This is a genomic window from Aeromicrobium sp. EU05-FHT14F07, from assembly GCF_058790455.1.
In genome coordinates this window covers 75,611-96,620 of the sequence record NZ_JBYTCR010000017.1, presented here as the reverse complement: position 1 = coordinate 96,620, position 21,010 = coordinate 75,611, and the positions used below count along the sequence as shown (strand labels likewise).

22 protein-coding genes are annotated in these 21,010 nt (G+C 72.0%); 13 read left to right on the top strand and 9 right to left on the bottom strand.

Annotation, left to right across the window (positions count from 1 at the left end):
- On the bottom strand, positions 1–620 hold a 620-nt coding region (locus tag AC3WRM_RS14795), incomplete at its 3' end, for a DUF222 domain-containing protein (RefSeq protein ID WP_492249202.1).
- A 535-nt stretch (positions 621–1,155) separates the two neighbouring features.
- Here AC3WRM_RS14795 and AC3WRM_RS14790 point away from each other — a divergent pair.
- Complete coding sequence (locus tag AC3WRM_RS14790) at positions 1,156–2,526, top strand: GntP family permease (protein ID WP_492249203.1); 1,371 nt, start codon at positions 1,156–1,158, stop codon at positions 2,524–2,526.
- A gap of 2 nt (positions 2,527–2,528) precedes the next feature.
- Here AC3WRM_RS14790 and AC3WRM_RS14785 read toward each other — a convergent pair whose 3' ends face one another.
- The 3 genes from AC3WRM_RS14785 to AC3WRM_RS14775 are packed head-to-tail and all read right to left on the bottom strand — an operon-like array spanning position 2,529 to position 5,595.
- A complete protein-coding gene (locus tag AC3WRM_RS14785; protein WP_492249204.1) occupies positions 2,529–2,969 on the bottom strand; it encodes a hypothetical protein in 441 nt (146 codons plus the stop codon).
- Positions 2,966–4,867, bottom strand: a complete 1,902-nt coding sequence (locus tag AC3WRM_RS14780; protein WP_492249205.1) for an acyl-CoA dehydrogenase family protein — start codon at positions 4,865–4,867, stop codon at positions 2,966–2,968. Before AC3WRM_RS14780 ends, AC3WRM_RS14785 begins: the two co-directional genes overlap by 4 nt.
- Positions 4,868–4,926: 59 nt before the next feature.
- Positions 4,927–5,595, bottom strand: a complete 669-nt coding sequence (locus AC3WRM_RS14775) for a metal-dependent transcriptional regulator (RefSeq protein ID WP_492249206.1) — start codon at positions 5,593–5,595, stop codon at positions 4,927–4,929.
- A gap of 108 nt (positions 5,596–5,703) precedes the next feature.
- Between AC3WRM_RS14775 and AC3WRM_RS14770 the strand changes: the two genes are divergently transcribed.
- The 11 genes from AC3WRM_RS14770 (at position 5,704) to AC3WRM_RS14720 (ending at position 15,931) form a co-directional block, all read left to right on the top strand.
- Positions 5,704–5,856, top strand: a complete 153-nt coding sequence (locus tag AC3WRM_RS14770) for a hypothetical protein (RefSeq protein ID WP_492249207.1) — start codon at positions 5,704–5,706, stop codon at positions 5,854–5,856.
- A gap of 54 nt (positions 5,857–5,910) precedes the next feature.
- Positions 5,911–6,405: a ribonuclease E activity regulator RraA gene (gene rraA / locus AC3WRM_RS14765; protein ID WP_492249208.1), complete on the top strand. Its 495-nt coding sequence runs from the start codon at positions 5,911–5,913 to the stop codon at positions 6,403–6,405.
- Positions 6,402–7,745, top strand: coding sequence for an LssY C-terminal domain-containing protein (locus AC3WRM_RS14760; RefSeq protein WP_492249209.1), 1,344 nt, complete (start codon positions 6,402–6,404; stop codon positions 7,743–7,745). Before rraA ends, AC3WRM_RS14760 begins: the two co-directional genes overlap by 4 nt.
- A gap of 257 nt (positions 7,746–8,002) precedes the next feature.
- Positions 8,003–9,607 carry a prenyltransferase/squalene oxidase repeat-containing protein gene (locus tag AC3WRM_RS14755; RefSeq protein ID WP_492249210.1) on the top strand — a complete coding sequence of 535 codons (1,605 nt, stop codon included), beginning with the start codon at positions 8,003–8,005 and terminating at the stop codon, positions 9,605–9,607.
- Entirely contained in the window at positions 9,604–10,497 is an 894-nt protein-coding gene (locus AC3WRM_RS14750) for a hypothetical protein (protein ID WP_492249211.1), read from the top strand. Before AC3WRM_RS14755 ends, AC3WRM_RS14750 begins: the two co-directional genes overlap by 4 nt.
- The gene (locus tag AC3WRM_RS14745) at positions 10,470–11,651 is read left to right on the top strand and encodes a CbiQ family ECF transporter T component (protein ID WP_492249212.1); all 1,182 of its coding nucleotides are present in this window, start codon (positions 10,470–10,472) and stop codon (positions 11,649–11,651) included. The genes AC3WRM_RS14750 and AC3WRM_RS14745 overlap by 28 nt, the downstream gene beginning before the upstream one ends.
- On the top strand, positions 11,635–13,230 hold the full coding sequence (locus AC3WRM_RS14740; RefSeq protein WP_492249213.1) for an ABC transporter ATP-binding protein: 1,596 nt from the start codon (positions 11,635–11,637) through the stop codon (positions 13,228–13,230). Before AC3WRM_RS14745 ends, AC3WRM_RS14740 begins: the two co-directional genes overlap by 17 nt.
- On the top strand, positions 13,227–14,033 hold the full coding sequence (locus tag AC3WRM_RS14735; RefSeq protein WP_492249214.1) for an ECF transporter S component: 807 nt from the start codon (positions 13,227–13,229) through the stop codon (positions 14,031–14,033). The genes AC3WRM_RS14740 and AC3WRM_RS14735 overlap by 4 nt, the downstream gene beginning before the upstream one ends.
- A 29-nt stretch (positions 14,034–14,062) precedes the next feature.
- A complete protein-coding gene (locus AC3WRM_RS14730; RefSeq protein WP_492249215.1) occupies positions 14,063–14,701 on the top strand; it encodes a hypothetical protein in 639 nt (212 codons plus the stop codon).
- Between the two features lie 34 nt (positions 14,702–14,735).
- Complete coding sequence (locus AC3WRM_RS14725; RefSeq protein WP_492249216.1) at positions 14,736–15,491, top strand: 2-phosphosulfolactate phosphatase; 756 nt, start codon at positions 14,736–14,738, stop codon at positions 15,489–15,491.
- A gap of 95 nt (positions 15,492–15,586) precedes the next feature.
- Positions 15,587–15,931: a histone-like nucleoid-structuring protein Lsr2 gene (locus AC3WRM_RS14720; RefSeq protein WP_492249217.1), complete on the top strand. Its 345-nt coding sequence runs from the start codon at positions 15,587–15,589 to the stop codon at positions 15,929–15,931.
- 70 nt (positions 15,932–16,001) lie between these two features.
- Here AC3WRM_RS14720 and AC3WRM_RS14715 read toward each other — a convergent pair whose 3' ends face one another.
- The 3 genes from AC3WRM_RS14715 to AC3WRM_RS14705 form a co-directional block, all read right to left on the bottom strand.
- Entirely contained in the window at positions 16,002–16,784 is a 783-nt protein-coding gene (locus AC3WRM_RS14715; RefSeq protein WP_492249218.1) for an SDR family oxidoreductase, read from the bottom strand.
- 96 nt (positions 16,785–16,880) lie between these two features.
- The gene (locus AC3WRM_RS14710) at positions 16,881–17,846 is read right to left on the bottom strand and encodes an IS481 family transposase (RefSeq protein ID WP_492249219.1); all 966 of its coding nucleotides are present in this window, start codon (positions 17,844–17,846) and stop codon (positions 16,881–16,883) included.
- 94 nt (positions 17,847–17,940) lie between these two features.
- Positions 17,941–18,642 carry a TetR/AcrR family transcriptional regulator gene (locus AC3WRM_RS14705; protein ID WP_492249220.1) on the bottom strand — a complete coding sequence of 234 codons (702 nt, stop codon included), beginning with the start codon at positions 18,640–18,642 and terminating at the stop codon, positions 17,941–17,943.
- A gap of 137 nt (positions 18,643–18,779) precedes the next feature.
- Here AC3WRM_RS14705 and AC3WRM_RS14700 point away from each other — a divergent pair, with 137 nt between their 5' ends.
- Positions 18,780–19,136, top strand: coding sequence for a nuclear transport factor 2 family protein (locus AC3WRM_RS14700; protein WP_492249221.1), 357 nt, complete (start codon positions 18,780–18,782; stop codon positions 19,134–19,136).
- 941 nt (positions 19,137–20,077) lie between these two features.
- Here the strand turns inward: AC3WRM_RS14700 and AC3WRM_RS14695 are convergent.
- Positions 20,078–20,173 carry a DUF3892 domain-containing protein gene (locus AC3WRM_RS14695; protein ID WP_492249222.1) on the bottom strand — a complete coding sequence of 32 codons (96 nt, stop codon included), beginning with the start codon at positions 20,171–20,173 and terminating at the stop codon, positions 20,078–20,080.
- A 278-nt stretch (positions 20,174–20,451) separates the two neighbouring features.
- Positions 20,452–20,904: a hypothetical protein gene (locus tag AC3WRM_RS14690; RefSeq protein WP_492249223.1), complete on the bottom strand. Its 453-nt coding sequence runs from the start codon at positions 20,902–20,904 to the stop codon at positions 20,452–20,454.
- Positions 20,905–21,010 lie beyond the last annotated feature (106 nt).

Here is a 21,010-nt window from a genome sequence, read left to right as displayed (position 1 = left end):
GGGCTCTGGCTGCGGGAGGCCTTCGCCGTCAGGGTCAAGTCCCGGTCGATCAGCACCGCGTCAGCGGTGGGGATGAGGGCCTGGAGCAGGCTCATCCCGTCATCCAGGGCGGTGATGGTGACGGTGCGGTCCGCTTGGGCGGCCTGGCGGCGCTCGACCGCGTGGTCGGGTTCGACCCGGACCAGGAACCTGCGCAACCAGCCCTTCAGCTGGCCCAGGGTGTGGGTGGTGGCGTAGGCGAGCACGGTCTCGTCCAGCCTGGTGATGTTCTCCGGCGAGTGGAGCTTCCAGGCAGTGGAGGCGATCTCCCGCGCTTTGGCCCGGTCGACCTCACCTCGCAGATGCGCAGCCCACACCGTGGGCAGGTCCATCACCAGGGTCCTGGTGGCCGAGACCAGGTTCGCGACGAACCCCTGCGCGACGTTCAGCTCGACGCTGATCTCGAGGATCGCGACCTGACGGGCGTCCTCCACCTGACGCGCGCTCAATCCTTGGGTGAGGGCGTCGGTGCGGCGAGTCTCGACGAACCGCAGCACCGCCCGAGCCTGCTCAGCCTCCGCCGCCCACACCCGACGCGACGCGGTCATCGCGTCTGCCAGGAGGGTGTCGGTGGGGCTCATAGTTCCAACCTAGGCACCCCCTCCGACACCACCCTCCAGCCCAGAAAACCCCCGTGGATGCAGCCCTCTCCGCTGGTCGAGTAGCGCGCGGAGCCGCTGGGGGCACCTCCCGCTTGCGGGGGCGGTACGAGCGTCGCCCGTGCGTATCGAGACCACTCTGGACGGTCGCTGGGAGCCGGTCCGCGCTGGGCCGTTGCCGAGTGGTCTCGATACGTCCGAGCCTCGCAAGCTCGCTCGGACTACTCGACCAGCGAAACCCTCCGCTGGTCGAGTGCCTCCACGAGCGCCAGCGAGGGGAGGTGCTGGAGCCGTCGCACGAGGGGCGTAGCCGCGACGGAGCGAGACCATTCCAAGGGTTCGCTGGGAGCCGGTCCGCGCTGAATCCGTTGCCGGGTGGTCTCGATACGCACCGACGAGCTCGCTGGCGCTCGCCGTCGCTGCTACTCGACCAGCGCTTCCGGCGGCGTCGGGGGAGGGAGTGGCGGGGTGGGGTGGCCTAGGGTGAGGCGCACCGTCGATCGAGGGGAATGATCTCGTGGAAGTCGTCCACACCGCCATCGCCATCGTGCTCGTGGTCGGGCTGATCATCTGGGCGAAGGTCGACCCGGTGATCTCGCTCGTGATCGCCTGTCTCTACCTCGGTCTCGCCGCGGGAGTGGGGTTCGAGGGCACGATCACCGCCATCACCGGCGGGTTCGGCGAGATCATGACGAAGGTCGGTCTGCTCATCGGCTTCGGCGTGCTCATCGGCGCCCTCCTGCACTCGCTGGGCACGTTCCGCAAGCTCGTCCGGGCCCTGCTCTCGGTCGTGGGGGCGAAGCGCCTGCCCTACGCGCTCACCGGTGCGATGTCGACGGTGTTCCCCTCCATCTACGTCGACGTGCAGGTGGTGCTCGCCGCACCGATCGCGCGCTCGTCGGCGCGCCACGTGGGGCCTCGCGGGCTCGCGCACCTGGCCGGTGCGATCGGCACGGGCATCTTCGCCGGCTACGTGTTCGTCGTGCCCGGCCTGGCCGCCGTCACCATCGCGGGGATCCTCGAGATCCCGCTCGGCACGTACATGATCGCGGGCATCGTCCTCGGTCCCGTCACCGCACTGCTCACGACGTTCCTGTTCGGTCGGCTGCTCCGGGTCGGCTGGTGGAAGCCCGAGACCGACGAGGCGCAGGACGAGCCGCTCGACGGCGACGGCGTGGAGCAGAACACCGCCGGCACCGGTCCCGGCGAGGGCGCCAGCCGCAGCGACGTCGACGTGCCGCTGCCGGTGGCCCTCCTGCCGATCCTCGTGCCCCTGCTGATGATCGCCGGTGGCGCGTTCGCCGACCTCGCCGACGTCACGAACGGGTTCGTCGCGTTCCTCGGCAACCCCAACGTCGCCCTGTTCGTCGGCCTGCTCGGCGCCTACCTGCTGGCGCGCGCAGCCACTGGCGTGGAGCGCACCGACAAGGCGCTCAAGACCGGCTTCCACACGACGGGCGAGATCCTCCTCATCACCGGTATCGGCGGCTCGCTGGGTGCGGTCATCGAGGCGACCGGGCTCGACCAGACCCTCGCGTCGCTGTTCTCGGCGAGCGAGGGGGCTGCCGTCGTCACCAGCATCCTGCTGGCCTGGTTCATCGCCGCGGTGCTGCACCTCGCGATCGGGTCGGTGTCCGTGGCCGCGATCGCGGCGGCCGGCATCATCAGCCCGGTGCTCGGGTCCATCGACGTCGCGCCGCTCGCGATCGGCCTGGCCGTCGCGTCGGGATCGATGTTCGCGCTGACGGTGAACTCGAACTTCTTCTGGATGTTCAAGTCGCTGCTCGGCCTGACGACGAAGGGCGCGCTGAAGACGATGACCCTCGTCACCAGCATGGCCTCGCTGGTGTCGTTGCCGATGGTGCTCGCCGTCGCGTTCCTGGCCTGAGGTCAGGGCTCGACGCGGTAGCGACCCTCGAGCGCCATCTCGATCGTCTGGATCCTGGGCAGGTCGAGGCATCGGCTGACCACGCCGAGCACGACCCGGTCGGGCTGCACGTCGACCTCGACGTCGTACCCCGACGGCACCGAGGCGCGCACGGCGTCGGCCAGGCCCGACGGCGGTGCCGACGCGAGGTCGAGCGTGGCGTCGACGCGGTGCACGACCGCGTCGCTGCCCCGGCCCGGGCAGCGCTGGGTGTCGGCGCGTCCCGAGAGGGTGTCGTCGGGGGCCAGCGTCACGCGCTCGCCGACGGCGAGCAGGGCCGACCGGGCGGCCTCGTCCGCGCGGTCGCGCCACCGCGCGGCACCGTCGACGTCGACGGGCTGCGCGCACCCCGCTGTCAGCAGGGCGAGCGCGGCCACCGTCGTGCCGAGCTGTCGGGGCGTCACTGCTTCAGGAGCATCGCGGCGCCGAGGGTCTCCTCGGGCACGCCCAGTCCCTCGACGAGGGTGAGCAGGTGCGGACGCAGCTCCGCGAGCTGCTCGTTCAGCAGCTGCGTGACGGCCTTGGCGCGCTGGTCGGAGATGCGGTGGTGGGCCATGAACCACGCGAGGTCGTCCTCGACGACGCTCAACGCGTACACGGTGCACACCTGGCGCAGGAGGTTCGCGGCCTCCTCGTCCTCGCAGCGGGCGATGCCGGCCGTGAAGGCCTCCAGCACGACCCGGTCGACGTGCGCGCGACCGCAGCGGATCAGGTGGTCCTGCGCGTCGTTGAAGATGCGGAAGGCCTCCTCGCCCTTGGCCTTCGCGGCCCGCTGGAGCCGTCGGGCGGCGGTCTCGATGAGGTGCTGCTCGCGGTCCTCGAACAGGCTCAGCTGCGTACCGCGGTCGAGCAGGTCGTGCGCGTCGCCGCCGGCGGGCGCGGCGTCGATGAGGCGCTGGATGAGCTGGCTCGCGGCCGTCCGCTCGCGCACCGTGTCGGCGACCGTCTCGGCGACGAACCGGACCATGCCGAACGGGTCGAGCCCGCCGACCTCCTTCGCGTAGGAGGTGAGCAGCTCCTTGCTGAGCAGCTGCAGCATGACGTGGTTGTCGCCCTCGAAGGTCGTGAAGACGTCGATGTCGCCGCGCAGGACGGTGAGCCGGTTCTCGGCGAGGTAGCCGGCGCCACCGCACATCTCGCGCGACTCGTTGATCGCGCGGGACGCGTGCCAGGTCATGATCGCCTTCAGGCCCGCGGCGCGGCCCTCGAGCTCGCGCTGCTGCTGCGCGTCGGGCTCGGTGGCCCGCTGCAGACGGTCCATGCGCGAGACCTGCTGGTTCTGCGCGAAGCGGTAGGCGTAGGAGCGGGCGAGCAGGGGCAGCAGCCGGCGCTGGTGCACGCGGTAGTCGGCGAGCAGCACCTCCGGCTCGCCCTCCTGGCCGAACTGGCGACGCTGCAGCGCGTAGCGGCCGGCGATGCTGAGCGCGACCTCCGCCGCGGCGAGGGCCGACCCGCCGACGCTGATCCGTCCCCGCACGAGCGTGCCGAGCATGCTGAAGAAGCGACGGTTCACGTCGTCGATGGGTGAGGAGTAGGTGCCGTCCTCGGCGACGTCGCCGTACTTGTTCAGCAGGTTGACGCGGGGGATGCGCACCTGGTGGAACGCCAGACGTCCGTTGTCGACGCCGCCCAGGCCGCCCTTGTGCCGGTCGTCGCCGATCTCGACGCCCTCGAGCGCATCTCCCGTGTCGTCGCGGATCGGGACGAGGAAGCAGTGCACGCCGTGGTTCTCGCCGCGGGTGACGAGCTGCGCGTAGACGGCGGCCACGGTGGCGTGGGCGGCGGCGTTGCCGATGTAGTCCTTCGTCGCCGAGGGCGTGGGCGAGTCGACGACGAACTCCTGGGTCTCGGCGTCGTAGGTGGCGGTCGTCTCGAGGTGCTGGACGTTGCTGCCGTGCCCGATCTCGGTCATGGCGTAGCAGCCGACGAGGTCGAGCTCGATGAGGCGCGGGATGAGGTCGCGGTGCCGCTCGGTGCCGAGGTTCTCGACCGCGCCGCCGAACAGGCCCCACTGGACACCGGCCTTGACCATGAGGGACAGGTCGAACTGGGCGAGCATCTCGATGCCGGTGACCGCCATGCCCGGGTCGCCGCCACCGCCGTGCTCGGTGCGGAAGCCGGCAGCCGGCACGCCCGTCGGCACGAGGCCGTGCAGCTGGCGCAGGGTCCGCTCGCGCGCGGCGTCGATGTCGAGGTCGAGGTCGTAGGCCAGGTCCATCGCCGCGAGCTCCGTGCGCGACTGCTCGCGCACGTGCCGCCACTTGCCGTCGAGGGCGATGCGGACTTCGTCGGACAGCGTCATGCGCCGAACGCTACTCGCGCTCGGGGGTCCCCGCAGCGCTGCGAGCGAGCCGTCCGGGATCAGGCCGGGGCGACGAAGATCGCGGCCGCGGCCACGTGCCCGAGGTCGCGACGGGCGCCGTCGAGCTCGACGGCCAGCGTGCCCGCGAAGTCGTGACGCTCGACGAGCCGCAGGGTGACGCCGAGGGTCATCCCGAGGTCGACGAGGTGGCGCAGGAGGGCGGGGTCCTCGTCGGAGACGCGCACGACCCGCAGCTGTGCGGGCGCCTCGACGTCGACGAGGGGCCGGGCGTCGAGGACGGGCAGGCGTCCGTCGGCGGTGGGGATGGGGTCGCCGTGGGGATCGAACTCGGGGTGCCCGAGCCGGGCGGAGAGGCGCTCCACGAAGTCGTCGCTGACGGCGTGCTCGAGCACCTCGGCCTCGTCGTGCACCTCGTCCCAGGCGTAGCCCAGGTAGTCGACGAGGAAGGTCTCGACGAGGCGGTGGCGTCGCACCATCGCGAGCGCGGCGGCACGGCCGGCGTCGGTGAGGGTGGCCGTGCCGTAGCGCTCGTGGTCGACGAGGCCCGCGGCGGCGAGCTTCTTCAGCGCCTCGGAGACGGTCGAGGGGGAGACGCCGAAGCGCTCGGCGAGGGCTCTCGACGTGACGGGGGTGTCGTCCCACTCCTGGCTGGTCCAGATGACCTTCAGGTAGTCCTGCATCGAGGACGACAGGGCGGAGGTGGGCACCGGTCCAGGGTAAGGGAGGTGGGACGCGCGCCGCGGGGCTCACGACGTCCTCGCGATGTTCGGTCCGCCGAACTCGTGTGTTCCACCTGCGGTGGTAACGTGTCCTGCATGGCGAACATCGCGCACCCCGGGTCCTCGCAGCCGGCAGCTCCCCGGCTCGACGCCGTGCAGCTGCGGCTCCTGCGCTCGGGTCTGCTGCGCACGGTGCTCTTCGTCGGTGGGTTCGTCGCCGTCGTGGCGGTGGGCGGCCAGGTCGGCTGACCCACGCCTGCCGGTGCGCATAGGGTCGTGGTGCACCCCGACCCGGAGGACCCCATGACCGGATGGACCACGCCCGACCTCTGCGACGACCACCACCCCGACCGCGTGTCGGTCCTGCAGCCCGGGCTGCTGCGCGGCTTCGGCGGACGGGAGGCCTTCGCCGGCCCCGTCGAGACGGTGGCCTGCTTCGAGGACAACTCCCGCGTCAAGGAGCTCGGCGAGCAACCCGGCGAGGGCCGGGTCCTCGTCGTCGACGGCGGCGGCTCCCTGCGACGGGCGCTGCTCGGCGACCTGATCGCCGCGCGCTATGTCGAGAACGGCTGGGCCGGCCTCGTCATCCACGGGGCCGTGCGCGACGTGGAGGTGCTGCGCGACCTCGACCTCGGCGTGCAGGCCGTCGCGCCCACGCCCGTGCGCACCGAGCGGCGGGGCCTCGGCGACGTCGGCGTCGAGCTGGCCTTCGGGGGCGTCACGGTACGGCCCGGCCAGTGGGTCTACGCCGACGCCACCGGAGTGCTCGTGGCCGAGGGTCGACTCGACGCGGTGTGAGCACCTCGCCCACGGGCGGGCAGGACTGGAGGCGCGGTCGGCCGGTCGACACCGCTCCTCCGTCGCGACCGCCCCGGTACGACCACCCACCGGGCAAGGCGGGCCGGTCGTGGCGTCTGGGTGACGTCGTCGACGGCGCGTTCTTCGTCGTCGGTGCCCTGCTGGCCGTCTGGCTCGGCTGGGAGCTCGCGCCGACCGACGTGGACGGGTGGCGTGGCCTGCTCAGCTGGGACGGCGCGGCCTGGTTCGTGCTGTTCTGGGTGCTGCTGGCCTATGTCGGCCTGCCGCGGCTCCAGCAGGTGCTGAGCAAGGTGTACGTGCCCGACTACTTCATCGGGCGGACCCTCACGACCGTGGGCGTGCTGGGCGACCCCGTGAACCTGGCGCTCGACGGGACCGAGGCCGACGTGCACGCGGCGATGGCCGGCGCCGGCTGGACCCGGGCCGACGAGGTGACGCTGCGCTCGTCGTGGGGCATCGTCGTGTCGGCCCTGCTGCGCCGGTCCTACCCGGCGGCGCCGGTGTCGCCGCTGCTCCTGTTCGGCCGCCCGCAGGCCTTCGCCTACGAGCGGGAGGTCGACGGCAACGCCGCGCAGCGCCACCACGTGCGGTTCTGGCCGGTGCCGGACGGCTGGGTGCTGCCCGGGGGCTTCCGCGTCGACTGGCTCGCCGCCGCCACCTACGACCGTGCCGTCGGCCTGTCGCTCTTCACGCTGCAGGTGACCCACAAGGTCGACGCGGACGTCGACGTCGAGCGCGACTTCGTCGTCGAGTCCGTCCGCTATGCCGTGCCGTCGGCCAGGCTGCGGGTCGTGGAGGACTTCTCGACCGCGTTCACGGCACGCAACGGCGGCGGCGACGTGGTGCGCAGCGACGGCACGCTCGCGGTGCTCGACCTGACGGGGCTCCGTGCGCCGAGCCGGCCGGCCGCAGCGCCGGCCGTCTCGACCTGGGAGCACCACCTGCCCCCGCCGTCGCTGCTGCTGAGCGGCGTCTTCCTCGTGGCCAAGGCGGTGCTCGCCGTCGCCGGCGCGGTGGCCGTGACCGCAGCCGACGTCCTCACGTCGTCGGCGTCGGTGGCAGAGGTGGTGCGCCTGAGCGGTGCGACGGTCCTGGGAGCCCTGCTGTGGGGTCTCGTCGTGGCGCGACGGGCGCTCGCCCGCGTGCTGCTGATGGCGGTGTGCACGGCGGAGGCCGTGCTGCAGCTGGCGCTGCTGGCCGGCGAGCCCCGCCCGAGCCTGGTCGTGCTGGGCTCCGCCGGGCTCTCCGTGCTGGTCGTGGTCTCCGTGAGCTCCTCGGAGGTGCGCCGGTGGGTCGCGCGACGGCCGACGGACGCCTGAGATCCCGGTCTCAGGCCTCGCTCGGCGGCCGCAGTGGGTGGTACTGTCCGCCTGTCAGTCGACACACCACTCCACGTGCCCGCCTGCGGGGAAGCCGGTCGAAGTCCGGCGCTGACCCGCAACCGTAGCCCCCGCCGCGCGTCGTCGGGGGGAGCCGGAACACCGCACCGGGCACCCGACCGAATCACGCTGTCGCGGTCGCAGCGGGTCTCCCCTCCAGGGGCGCCCCTGCTCTTTGCAGCGGGTGAGGACCCCCAATGAAGCACACCCTCCGTCGCGGCGTCGTCGCGACCGCCGTCGTCGCCCTCGGCGCCGGTCTCCTGGGCGCCGCGCCCGCCGCGCAGGCCGACACCTCGCGCACCCCGCAGGCCGTCAACGCGGCCGACTGGCTGTCGCACGGCATCGTCGACGGCGTCCTGCACAACCAGCAGTACGACTTCGACGACTGGGGGCTGACCATCGACGCCCTCCTCTCGCTCCAGTCGATCGGCGGGTACCGGGCCAAGGTCGCCGACATCGCCGACGCCCTGGGCGACCACCTCGGTGACTACGTCGGCACCGGAGCCGAGAAGTACGCGGGCGCGACCGCCAAGTCCCTCGTGGCCGCGCAGGCCGCGGGTCGCGACGCGACCTCCTTCGGCGGCACGAACCTCGTGGCGGACACGGAGGCGCTCGTCGACGACACGACCGGCCGTCTCGGCGACGTCTCCGAGTACGGCGACTACGCCAACGTGTTCGGCCAGTCCTACGCGGTGCGCGGCCTGGCCGCGGCGGCCTCGCCGGAGACGGCGACCGCCACGGGCTTCCTGCTCGAGCAGCAGTGCGAGAACGGCGGCTTCCGTCTCGACCTCACCGCGGACAAGACTGCGGCCGACCAGGGCTGCAGCGACCCGGCCGAGGCGCAGGTCGACGCGACGGCGATCGCGGTCGAGGGCCTGGCGTCGCAGGCGTCCGACACGACCGTGCAGGCGGCCCTCGACCGGGCCGGCTCCTACCTCGAGGCCCAGCAGGACGCCAGCGGAGGGTTCGGCGGTGGACCGTCGACGGAGGCCGTCAACACCAACAGCACCGCGGTCGCGACGGTCGCGCTCGAGCTCGTGGGGCGCGGCGACGCCGCGGCCCGCGCCGCGGCGTGGATCGTGCAGCGCCAGGTGAGCGTCTACAGCGCGTGCGGCACCGACCTGGACGGCGAGCAGGGCGCGGTCGCCTACGACGACGCCGCCCTCGCGAGCGCCGAGGACACCGGCATCACCGCCTCGAACGCCGACCAGTGGGCCCGCGCGACCGCCCCGGCCATCGCGGCGCTCGCGTCCTACCAGGACCCGGAGCCGCTCCCGCGCGCCGCCTTCACGGTGACGACCGCCAGCGGGTACGTCGCCTCCGACGCCCGCACGACCGTCACCGTGACCGGCATGGCGGCCGGCGAGCGGTACTGCGTGTACTCCAGCGAGGGCCTCGCCGCCCGCGCCGGCCGTGCCGACGCCCAGGGCAAGGCGACCATCACGGTGACGGCTCCCTCCGCCGCCGGCACCCGTCCGGTCTACGTCTACGGCGAGCGCGACTCCCGCTCCGGACAGGGCACGCTCAAGGTGCTCGCCTCGTCGGCCCGCTTCCCGGCGAGCGTCGGGGCGACCAGGGTGAAGGTCAACGGCAAGGTCCGCGTGAACGCCCGCGGCCTCGCCCCCGGCGAGCCGGTGCGCGTCTACTACCGCAGCCGCTACGTGGCAACCGGCAAGGCGTCGAGCACGGGTCGGTTCACGACGGTGATCGGCGTCGGCCCCGCGACCGGACGCAAGACGGTGTTCGTCCGCGGCCTCACGAACACGCGCCAGGGCACGGCCACCCTCACGGTGGTCCGATGACCCGACGGGTCCTGGCCGCGCTGGTCGCCACCCTGCTCGGGGTGGCGACCGGCGCGGTCGTCGTCGCGGCGCCCGCCCAGGCGGCCGCCTGCGTCGCGGGCCAGGGGGTCACGGTCGTCGTCGACCCCCACCAGCTGGGTGGCGCCGTCTCGACGACCTGCGTGGCCGGCGGCAGCCGGGGCGCGACCGCCGCGTTCGGCGCGGCGGGTGTGCGCATGGACCGCGCGGCGCGTCAGCCCGGCTTCGTGTGCCGTGTGAACCAGGCCCCTGCGTCGGCAGGGTGCGTCCAGGCCTCGCCCGCGAACGCCTACTGGTCGTTGTGGGTCTCCTCCGGCAACGGCGTGTGGAGCTACGCGACCACCGGCGTCGACGGGGTCACGGTGCCCCAGGGCGGCTGGGTCGCGTGGAGCTGGCAGGGGCAGGCGAGCCGGGCCGAGCCCGGGGTCACCCCGGTCGGCGCGGCTGCCGCCCGGCCGTCGGCCCAGCCGACCGGCAGCACCGGCGGGTCGCGTGGTCCGAGCAGCTCCGACGGCCGGGGCGGTTCCGGGGCGTCCCGCGACGGTGGCGCGTCGGCGGGGACCTCGGCGCCGGGAGGGGGGAGCGGCTCCTCGAAGGACGCGGAGCAGGGATCGGGCGGCGGCGCGGAGGACGACGCCGACGACGCCGAGACGCGGGCGCGCGACGACGAGCGCGAGCCTCGGACGGCCCCGTCGGCGACGCCCTCGGAGGGTGACGCTGCCGGTGCCGAGCGCGGCGACGACGTGCGAGCCACGTCGGCCGACACCGGCTCGGGCGTCCCGGTGGGCACCCTCGTGGCCGTCGCGGTCGTGCTCGCCCTGCTCGGCGCGGCCGGAGTCGTCGCTTGGCGGCGGAGGGACGACCGCTCCTGACCTCCCCGGCGCGCGACCTGCACCCCGGAGCCTGGTGGCTCTGGGCGCTCGGTCTTGCCGCGGCGGCCTCGTTCACGCTCAACCCGTTCGTGCTGGCGGTCGTCGGCGCGGTCGTGTCGGTGGTGGTCGTGGCCCGTCGCGGCGAGGCGCCGTGGGCGCTGTCGTACCGGTTCTACGTCTACTTCGCCCTGTTCGTGGTCGTGCTGCGGGTGGTCTACCGGATCGTGCTCGGTGGTGGCGCCGTGGAGGGCGAGACCGTCCTGATCCACCTGCCCGAGATCCCGCTGCCCGAGGTCGCGCGCGGCATCCAGCTGCTCGGCGACGTGACGGCCGTGTCGCTGCTCGGCGCCCTGTACGACGGCATGCGGCTCGCCGCGATCATCCTGTGCGTCGGTGCCGCGAACTCCCTCGCCAACCCCCGACGCCTGCTCGCGGCGGTGCCGCCGGCGTTCTACGAGGTCGGCACCGCGGTGGTGGTGTCGTTGTCGGTCTTCCCCCAGCTCGCGGAGAGCGTGCAGCGGGTGCGACGCGCGCGGCGGCTCCGTGGCGACGCGGGCAGGGGCGTGCGGTCGCTGCGCCGGGTGGTCGTGCCCGTGCTGGAGGATGCGCTCGAACGGTCCATGACGCTCGCCGCCGGCATGGACGCACGCGGCTACGGCCGCACGGGCGGCGCGACGGCCGCCCAGCGGCTCGTCACGGGCGGCCTCATGCTCGGCGGCCTGGGTGCCCTGTGCGTCGGTGCGTACGCCTACCTCGACGGCACCGCGCCCCGTGTCCTCGCCGGGCCGGTCCTCGTCGTGGGGGTGCTGCTCGCCGCCGCCGCGCTGCGCTCGGCCGGACGGCGGGTGCGACGCACCCGTTACCGCCCCGACCGGTGGCGTCCGGCGGAGGTGCTGACGGCGCTGTGCGGCGTCGTCGTCGCGGTCGGCGTCGACCGTGCCTTCGACCTCGACCCCTACGTCGTCGTGCCCGACCTGGGATCATGGCCGACGGTCAGCCTGCCGGTGCTGCTCGTCGTGCTCGTGGGCGTGCTGCCCGCCGTCCTGACGCCACCGCCGGCGACCGACGTCGCCGGCCCGTCCAGCCACGACCCGTCCGACCACGACCCGTCCAGCCACGACGAGGGGGAGGTGTCCCGTGCTCGAGCTGCGTGACGTGACGTTCTCCTACGAGGACGCGGGCCCGACCCTGAAGGACGTCGACCTGCTGCTGCCCGACGGCGAGCTGCACCTCGTCTGCGGTCGCACCGGGTCGGGCAAGTCGACGCTGCTCGGGCTGTTCAACGGGCTGGTGCCCCACTTCACCGGCGGCCTGCTCGACGGCGACGTGCTCGTCGACGGGTCGTCGATCGTCGGCACGCCGCCCCGCGAGCTCGCCCACCTCATCGGGTACGTGCCGCAGGACCCGGCCGCGGGGTTCGTGAGCGACGTCGTCGAGGACGAGCTGGCGTACGGCATGGAGCAGCTCGGCCTCGACCCGCAGACGATGCGGCGGCGCGTCGAGGAGACGCTCGACCTGCTGGGCATCGCCGACTTGCGCCGCCGGTCGCTGCGGACCCTGTCCGGCGGGCAGCAGCAGCGGGTCGCGATCGGGGCGGTGCTCACGATGCACCCCCGCATGCTCGTGCTGGACGAGCCGACGTCGGCGCTCGACCCCACCGCGGCCGAGGACGTCCTGGCGACGGTGGCCCGGCTCGTCGCCGACGTCGGGCTCGGCGTGGTCGTCGCGGAGCACCGCATGGAGCGGGTGGTGCCGTTCGCGGACCGGCTCGTCGTGGTCGAGCACGGCCACGTCCGCGCGGGCGAGCCGGCCGACGTGCTGCGCGACAGCCCGGTCGCCCCGCCCCTGGTGGAGCTCGGCCGGCTCGCCGGGTGGGACCCGCTGCCGCTCACCGTGCGCGACGCGCGTCGCCGGTCCGCCCCGCTGCGCGAGCGGATCGGCCCCGCCCCCGTCCGGGGGCCGCGGCGTCCCGTGGGGGCGCCGGTGCTGCGCGCCGACGGCGTCTGCGTCGACTACCGCCGGCACCGCGCGGTGGACTCCGTCGACCTGACCGTCCGCTCGGGCGAGGTGGTGGCGCTCATGGGTCGCAACGGGTCGGGCAAGTCGTCGTTGCTGTGGGCGTTGCAGGGCGGCGTCCGGCGGGCCGCGGGACGGGTCGCGGTCGGGCCGGACGCGCTCGACCCCGCCGGTCTCGCCCCCGCGGCGGCGCGAGCCCAGGTGGGGCTCGTGCCGCAGACCGCGTCGGACCTGCTGTACCTGGAGAGCGTCGACGACGAGTGCGCCGCAGCCGACGCGCACACCGACGGGGCCGACGGGCGGTGCCGGGCGCTGCTGGACCGGCTGGCGCCCGGGATCGACGGCGACCAGCACCCGCGCGACCTGAGCGAGGGTCAGCGGCTGTCGCTCGTCCTCGCGATCGTGCTCACCGCGGCGCCGCGGTTGCTGCTGCTCGACGAGCCGACCCGCGGTCTCGACTACTCGGCCAAGACCCAGCTGGCCGACATCCTGCACGCGCAGGCCGCCGAGGGGCGCGGCGTGGTGGTGTCGACCCACGACGTCGAGTTCGTGGCGCTCGTCGCGGACGCCGTCGTCGTGATGGCCGAGGGCGAGGTGGTGTCGGCCGGTGACGTCGGCAAGGTGCTCGCGGAGTCGCCGGCCTTCGCGCCGCAGACGGCGAAGGTGCTCGGCTCGGGCTGGCTCACCGTCGCCGACGTCGCAGGGGCGTCGTCGTGACGTCGCGTCTCACACCGCGCTCGGCCCTAGTGCTCGGGGTCGCGTCGCTGGCGGGGCTCGTCATGTTCCTCTGGCCCCTGTTCGTCCAGCCGGCGGCGGGCGCGACGCGCGTCGACCAGCCCTTCATCTTCATGGCGCTGCTGCCGATCGTCGTGCTCGTCGTCGTCGCCGAGCTCACCGAGGGCGGCATGGACGCCAAGGCGCTCGCGATGCTCGGCGTGCTGACCGCCGTGAACGCGGCCCTGCGTCCGCTCGGTGCCGGGACGGCCGGCATCGAGACCGTCTTCTTCGTGCTCGTCCTCGCCGGCCGGGTGTTCGGCCCGGGGTTCGGGTACGTGCTCGGGTGCACGTCGCTGTTCGCCTCCGCGCTGCTGACGTCGGGCGTCGGGCCGTGGTTGCCGTTCCAGATGATGTGCGCGGCCTGGATCGGGCTGGGCGCCGGACTGCTCCCGCGACGCGTCACGGGCCGGGCGGAGGTCGCGATGCTCGTGGTCTACGCGGTCGTCGCCGCCTACGCCTTCGGCATGCTCATGAACCTGTCGTCCTGGCCGTTCCAGCTGGGGATCGCCGTCCCCGGCTCGGACCAGACGCTGCAGCTGGTGCCCGGCGACCCGGTCGGGGAGAACCTGCACCGCTTCCTGCTCTACAACCTGCTCACGTCGACCTGGGGCTGGGACACCGGGCGGGCGATCACCAACGCCCTGCTCGTCGGGCTCCTCGGGCCCGCCGTGCTCACGACGCTGCGGCGGGCGGCACGCCGGGCCCGCTACGGAGAGCCGGCCGTCGAGGTCGCCGACCGCTGACGGGCCGTCGGTCGGCGAGGATGGGCGCCATGCGTCCGTCGTCCCGCACCGTCCTGCTGCTCGCCGCCCTGCTGAGCGGCCTCCTCGTCCACGCCGCTCCCGCGACGGCTACCGGTTCGAGCGCCGCCTGCACCGACGAGGACGTCGTGGTCGTCGTCGAGCCGGCGTCGCTCGGTGGCGAGCCCGACGTGCGCTGCGCGACCGGCCTCGACGCGGACGCCGTGGCGCAGGACGCGCTGGTCGCCGCCGGGCACGACCTGCAGGAGACCAGCGGCTCGACGCCGTTCGTGTGCCGGGTCGACGGTCGGCCGGGCGCGGACGAGGAGCGGTGCGGCGCGTCGCTGTCCGGGTCGGGCTACTGGGCCTTCCTGGTGGCCGACGAGGGCGGCGACTGGACGTTCGCGCAGACCGGGTTGCGCGAGCAGCGGGTGCAGCCGGGGCAGTTCGTCGCCCTGCGCTACCAGCTGCTGGCCGACGGCGAGGACGTGCCGGTGCAGACCCGACCGACCGCGGAGACGCGGGAGCGGACGCCGCGTGACACCGACGTCGAGGAGCACGACGCGCTGCGTCCCTCCGGCGGCGAGACCGCGGTGACGGTGCTGCTGGCCGTCGTCCTCCTCGCGGTCGTGGTCGGCATCGTGGTCGTCGCCCGACGGCGTCGGCCGTGACCGCGTGCCACCGTCGGGTCGGCACACTGGTGCCATGACGGCGACGCGCCAGGGCGACCACACGGTCCGGTTCGACTGGGGACCCATCGGCGGGATCGCCGTGGGGGAGGGCGCCGACGTGGCGGTCGTCGTCGACGTCCTGTCGTTCACCACCGCGCTCGGCGTCGCCGTGGAGCGGGGCGCCGTGGTGGTGCCGTACCCGGCGGGTCGCCCCGACGCCGCCGAGGTCGCCGCCCAGACGGGTGCCGTGCTGGCCGGCGGGCGTTCGAACGCCGCGCCCGACGAGCCCACGCTCTCGCCGGCGCGCCTGCTCGAGGTCGACCTGCCGTCCAGGCTCGTGCTGCCGTCCCCGAACGGGTCGGCCGTCGCGCACGCCCTGGCGTCGGCGGCGACGACCGTGGTCGGGGCGAGTCTGCGCAACGCCGCGGCCGTCGCCTCCTGGATCGCGCGCGAGCACGACGCCGACGACACGGTGGTCGCGGTGGTCGCCGCGGGCGAGCGGTGGCCCGACGGGTCGCTGCGGCCGGCGGTGGAGGACCTCTGGGGTGCCGGCGCCGTGCTCGCAGCCCTCGAGGACTTCGACTGGCCCGGCCTGTCGCCCGAGGCGGCGATGGCCGCCGACGCCTACCGGCTCGTCCAGGAGCGGGAGTCGTCGCACCTGCACGCCTGCGCGAGCGGCGTGGAGCTTGTCGCGGCGGGCTGGGAGGCCGACGTCGCCGTCGCCGCGCAGGTGGGCGCGAGCAGCGTCGTCCCGGTGCTCAGCGACCGCGGATTCGTCCCAGCGCCATAAAGTCGAAAAAGGTTCTGGACGGTATTCCTGACTTTCGTCCATAAAAGCTCGGCCCGGTGTCACGACTTTCCGTCCGGGCACGATAATCTGCGCTCATGGCAAAAAAGACCGTGGAAAAGTTCTACTCCGACCTGAGCGGTGACGAGATCGACACCCCGTCTCCCACCGTCGCCTTCACCTTCGACGGTGTCGGCTACGAGGTCGACCTCACCGAGGCCGAGCGGCAGGCCTTCGCCGACGCCGTCGCGCCCTACGTCGCGGTCGGTCGCCGCGCGGGCCGCGCCTCCGGCCGCAGCGGCTCGCGGCGCTCGTCGTCGTCCTCCGCGTCGTCGGTCGACGCCAAGGCCGTGCGGGAGTGGGCCCAGGAGCAGGGCCTCGACGTCCCCGCCCGTGGGCGCGTCCCCTCCTCGCTCATCGAGGCCTACCAGTCGGCGCACTGACCCTGCGTCGACGACGCGACGTCGTCGGCTCGCTGAGGCCCCGGTCCGCGCGGACCGGGGCCTCAGCGCGTCAGACCGTCCGCACGGTGCCGCCGTCGATGACGTACTCGGCTCCGACGATCGCCGAGGCACGGTCCGAGACCAGGAAGCCGACGAGGTCGGCGACCTCCTCGGGTGTGGCGAACCGGCCGAGCGGTACCCCACCGAGCGAGTCGAGGATGCTCCGCTCGGCCTCCTGCGGCGTTCGCCCGTCGCCGCTGAGCAGCGTCACGAAGTCTGCGTAGGACTCGGTGGCGATGCCACCCGGGCTGATCGCGTTGACGCGCACGCCGCGAGGAGCCAGCTCGTTGGCAAGACCCTTGCTGTAGGTCCGCAGGGCGGCCTTGGCCGACGCGTAGGGGAGCGTCGCGTCGTGGAGCGGCATCTCGCGCTGGATCGACGTGAAGTGGAGCACCGTGCCCCGGCCGGCGGCGAGCATCGCGGGGAGGAGCGCCCGGTCGAGTCGCACCGCGCTCAGCAGGTTCAGGTCGATCATGGCGCGCCACTGCTCGTCGTCGGCGGCCGCGAAGCCGCCGGGCGGGGTCGACGATCCGCCCACGACGTGCACGAGGACGTCGAGCGGACCGTCCTCGCCGACCCGTGCGGCCAGGGACGCGACGCCCTCGACCGTCGAGGTGTCGGCCTCGACGAAGCGGTCGGGCCGGTCGTACTCCTCGGGCATGGTGCGCGCCGTGGTCCAGACGTCGGCCCCCATCTCGCGCAGTCGGTGCACGACGGCGCGCCCGGTGCCCTTCGAGCCGCCCGTCACGAGGGCGCGTCGACCGTCGAGGCGGTCGCGGTCCGTCACGGTCATGTCTGTTCCTTCGTCCGTCGTGTCCACGCGTCGACTATAGCAGTGCTATGTGACGAAACATAGCACTGCTCGATCGCGTGACGGGGTGGCCGAGGACTAGGTGTAGTTCCCCGTGACGTTGTGAACGCGTTGCGCGGGGGTGAGGCCTGCGATGCCGGTGTGGGGTCTGTGGTGATTGTAGGTGTGGAGCCAGTCGTCGTAGGTTGCTGCGCGGGCAGCTTCTGAGCGGTAGGTCTGGGCGTAGGCCCACTCGGCGGCCAGGGTGCGGTTGAAGCGTTCGACCTTGCCGTTGGTCTGGGGTCGATACGGCCTGGTGCGGCGATGCTTCACGTCATCTCCGAGTGCTGCGGCGAAGGCGTGGGATCGGTAGCAGGCGCCGTTGTCGGTCATGACCGCGGTGACGGTGATCCCGGCTGCGGCGAAGAAGGTGTTGGCGCGTTCCCAGAAATCCGCGGCGGTCTCTTTGCGCTCATCGGGCAGTTGCTCGGAGTAGACCAGCCGGGAGTAGGAGTCGATGGCGTGGTGCAAGAACGCGTAGCCAGGGCGCTGCCTCTTGTTGTGCCGGTTCCCGATGGTCCCCCCGAGCTTTCGATGTCCTCCGCCGTCGGGAATCCGGCCGAGCTTCTTGATGTCGACATGAATGAGCTCGCCCGGTGTGGTCGCTTCGTACCGGACGGCCTTGGGTCTGCGGACGGGCAGCCCGGTGGCCTGGTCGACGTGGGCCAGCAACGGCATGGAGTAGCGGGCCAGGACCCGTCCGACGCTCGAGCGCGGCACGCCCAGGTGGTAGCTGATGCGGTGCGGACCCCACTGGCGTGTGAAACGCAGGTTGATGATCCGCCGCTCCAGACGCTGGGAGCATCGTGTGGGCGAACGGTGGGGCCGCGAGGACCTGTCAGTCATCGGCTCCGCAGCCCGGTAGCGCCGAGCCCACTTCGAGGCTGTGGCAGGCGAGACCTGGAACCGTTCAGCAGCGCGAGCAACGGGCCACTTCTCATCAACGATCAGTCGGGCGAGACGTTCACGACCGACAGGAGTCAACGGGGCATTAGCGTGAGTCACGAGGACCTCCGGACGACGGTTGGTGTGGTAACCCCTTCGATACCGGAGGTCCTCACCTCACGTCACCCGTTCACAACCTCCTGAGGAACTACAACTAGGGGTGCTCGGCGCCGGCCACGCGCGCGAGGAGCTCGCCGAGCATGGCTCGCTCTCCCGGACTGAGGGGGAGCGAGTCGTCGACCAGCGCGGCCGCGAGCGCGACAGCATGGGCCGCGGTCGAGCGGTCCGCGGGGGCCTCCTCGTCCTGCTCCGCCAGCACGGAGTCGAGGATGGCCTCGCGGACCGCGGCGGAGAGGTGCGGGTCGCGGTGCTCGGGGTCCTGCCCGATCAGGCTCAGTGTGACGCCGACGTTGGCCGCGAGGATGCGTGTCGCGGCCGTCTGCGCGTCGACGGCGAGCCGCCCCTGGGCAGCGGCCGGCTCCAGGGTGCACGTCAGCATGTCGAGGGCGGGGCCGGTGACCGCGCAGGGGACGCCCGGCTCGATGTTGCCGTAGAGGCGGGCGTAGAACCGTGGGTGGTCGAGCCCGTACTCGACGTGCTGGTCCCACCCCGCGCGGAGGGCCTCGACTGGGTCCGCCCCGACGTCCGTCGTGGGCGCGTACTGGGCGAAGCCGTGCCGCGCGACGGCGTCCACGAGGCCCTGCTTGTTGCCGAAGTGGTGGTAGAGCGTGGGTGCCGTGACGTCGGCGACGGCCAGGACCTCGCGGGTGGAAAAGTCCTTGCCCTCGGCGAGGAGGTTCGTGGCGGCCAGCAGCAGTCGGTCCTTCGAGGACTGTCCGTCTCGAGCGTCTGCCACGCGATCAGCCTAGCGGTCGGGGTGGCGACCCGCGGTCCGCGACGCGATCGGTACATCTTGTCCTATAGCGCTGATACATTCGGGATGGCGAGGTTACCGACCCGGCAACCCGTCATCACCACAGGAAGGGCCAGACCATGAGCACCGACACCGCCGCCTTCAGCTCGGACGCGCTCCCCGGCGTCGTCAAGAGCTACCTCGAGGCGCACGTCGCCGAGGACTACGCGACCGCCGTGACCTACCTCGCCGAGGACGTCACGGTCCTCGACGACGGCAGGACGCTGCACGGCCGCGAGGAGACGCGCGCGCTCTTCGACGCCACGGCCGAGCAGTTCGCCGTCACGACGACGCTGCTCACGCTGTCGCACCGGGTGACCGACGTCTGGGAGGTCGGCACCCACCTCTCCGGCGACTTCCCGGGCGGTGAGGTCGACCTCCGGATGATCTTCACCCTGGAGGACGACGTGATCCGCCGCCTGGAGATCACCGTGTGAGGCTCAACCCGGGATGCCGCCGACGACTCCCAGGAGCTGCAGCCCGCTCCTGGGACTCGGAACAGCCGTGACACGGTGCTGGTTTGGCGGAGGAGAGGAGACTCCGTCGCTCGTCCCGCCCCCGGCTCCTCCTCGAATCCGCTAGCCCAGATCAGCGCCGGAGAACCCCTGGGCACGGTCTGGGCACGAAAGAACCCCTCGGCATCTGGTTGCCGAGGGGTTCTCCGTCGCTGGCGGAGGATAGGTGACTCCGTTGGTCGCTGTCGCCCCCTCCTCCCCGAATCGCCATGCTCGACCACGCACCACGGCCCCCCAGCAAAGAACGCTGGGGGGCCGTGGAACGTGGCGGAAGTTGTGCTGGCCAACTCGAAGTTCGCATGGATGCTTCCGAGCCTCAAGAAGGCTCGGGAGATGGTGCTAGAAGCGGAGGATCGACAGACCAAGTCTTCGGGCACCCGAGTCCATCGGTTGTCGCAGCGATTGCCAGCGGAGGTCCTGGATGCTGTGGTCGCGGACTACGAGGGTGGGGGAGTCTCGACGGTCATATTGGGTGAAAGGTACGGAATCTCGGACTCGACGGTGAGGACGTTGCTGCATGGGCGAGGAGTGGCCACACCACAGCGGAAGCTCAGTGAAGCTGACGTGGACGAGGTCGTGAGGATGTACGAACAGCAGATGACGATGCAGGCAATGGGTGAGCGGTTCGGGGTGGATCGGGTGACGGTGCGTAATGCGCTGAGGCGACGAGGAGTTGAGTTGCGACGGCGGAGCTCGGCTCGATCCTGACACTTCGCGCACGGGGTGGACGAGGAATCACTCCGGTGAACCAAACCCCGCTGTGCGACTCCGCTTGGCGATCGAGGGAAGCCTGGTCGAGTGAAGGCGACCCCCGCGATGCACTCGATGGATCAGTAGTCCCACTGGGCTCCAGCTGCGCCGGTCTAGTACTCCGGAAGCGAAAGCAGATTGTCGTTCCACTCGCCGTCGGCATACGTCCTGATGTATGGGGCTGAACCAGTTGGGTGCACCGTCCCCACCTCGACGTAGTCGGTAGGGAATGTACCGACTATCGCTCGGTTCGACTCCGATCGATCTAATTAATCGACCATAGTCTCTCGGGTGCTGGATCCGGTCGCACCGCTGTCGACATTGCACCATTGGACGTCTGAAATGTGCTCGTGGCGGTGTCCGCCGACCATGTGCCTCGCAATAATTTCAATCATGTCGAATCTCCAACCATTCCAACGTAGCTAGGTTGGGAAAGCCGTCACGACGGCCCGATCTGTAACGCCACCATACATTCTGGAGGTCTCGGCTACAGTTTTCGACCAGTTTTCGAGCTGGCGAACATGACGATACCTGCGACCAGGAAAGTAGCGCTCAGGGACGCGTCCCTGTAGTTAGTCGGATCCCAGTAGAAGATCCCTAGTAGTCCCTGGTCCGAGACACCGCCGGAGAAGGTGCTAGCAAAAAAGAGGATTGCACCGCTCACGAGATAGATTCGCGTCGAGAAGATGAACTTCGCGGTCGCGCAGCAAAAATAGGTGAGGGCAAAGTTTCTGCTCGCCAGCAGTGCCGCCGCCGGATCCATTCGCGACACGAGGGGCAAGGCTAAAGCGAATGCGACGCTGCATACGATCGTTGGTCTTGCCGCAGCCGATAGCCGCGTCATCGAGCCCACTCGCGCCCGCATCTCGGCAACGTCGTCTCCCGACGCGTAGTAGGAGGCAAGCGTTCCCATTGTCAGAGGGACCAGTACCTCGCTCACCACATTCCATCGTGAGTCCTGACCAAAGCTGATCGCCGAGAGAGATCCGGATGCCGCGAGAACGTTGGCAAGAAGGGCGCAGCCAGCTCCAGCCGCGTAGACGAGG

What these genes read in the sequence shown, in the direction of transcription:
- AC3WRM_RS14700 (WP_492249221.1), top strand. Translation starts at nt 18,780, where the DNA reads ATGAGCACCGACACCGCCGCCTTCAGCTCGGACGCGCTCCCCGGCGTC.
- AC3WRM_RS14725 (WP_492249216.1), top strand. Translation starts at nt 14,736, where the DNA reads ATGACGGCGACGCGCCAGGGCGACCACACGGTCCGGTTCGACTGGGGA.
- AC3WRM_RS14755 (WP_492249210.1), top strand. Translation starts at nt 8,003, where the DNA reads ATGAAGCACACCCTCCGTCGCGGCGTCGTCGCGACCGCCGTCGTCGCC.
- AC3WRM_RS14715 (WP_492249218.1), bottom strand. Translation starts at nt 16,784, where the DNA reads ATGACCGTGACGGACCGCGACCGCCTCGACGGTCGACGCGCCCTCGTG.
- rraA (WP_492249208.1), top strand. Translation starts at nt 5,911, where the DNA reads ATGACCGGATGGACCACGCCCGACCTCTGCGACGACCACCACCCCGAC.
- AC3WRM_RS14770 (WP_492249207.1), top strand. Translation starts at nt 5,704, where the DNA reads ATGGCGAACATCGCGCACCCCGGGTCCTCGCAGCCGGCAGCTCCCCGG.
- AC3WRM_RS14720 (WP_492249217.1), top strand. Translation starts at nt 15,587, where the DNA reads ATGGCAAAAAAGACCGTGGAAAAGTTCTACTCCGACCTGAGCGGTGAC.
- AC3WRM_RS14780 (WP_492249205.1), bottom strand. Translation starts at nt 4,867, where the DNA reads ATGACGCTGTCCGACGAAGTCCGCATCGCCCTCGACGGCAAGTGGCGG.
- AC3WRM_RS14750 (WP_492249211.1), top strand. Translation starts at nt 9,604, where the DNA reads ATGACCCGACGGGTCCTGGCCGCGCTGGTCGCCACCCTGCTCGGGGTG.
- AC3WRM_RS14730 (WP_492249215.1), top strand. Translation starts at nt 14,063, where the DNA reads ATGCGTCCGTCGTCCCGCACCGTCCTGCTGCTCGCCGCCCTGCTGAGC.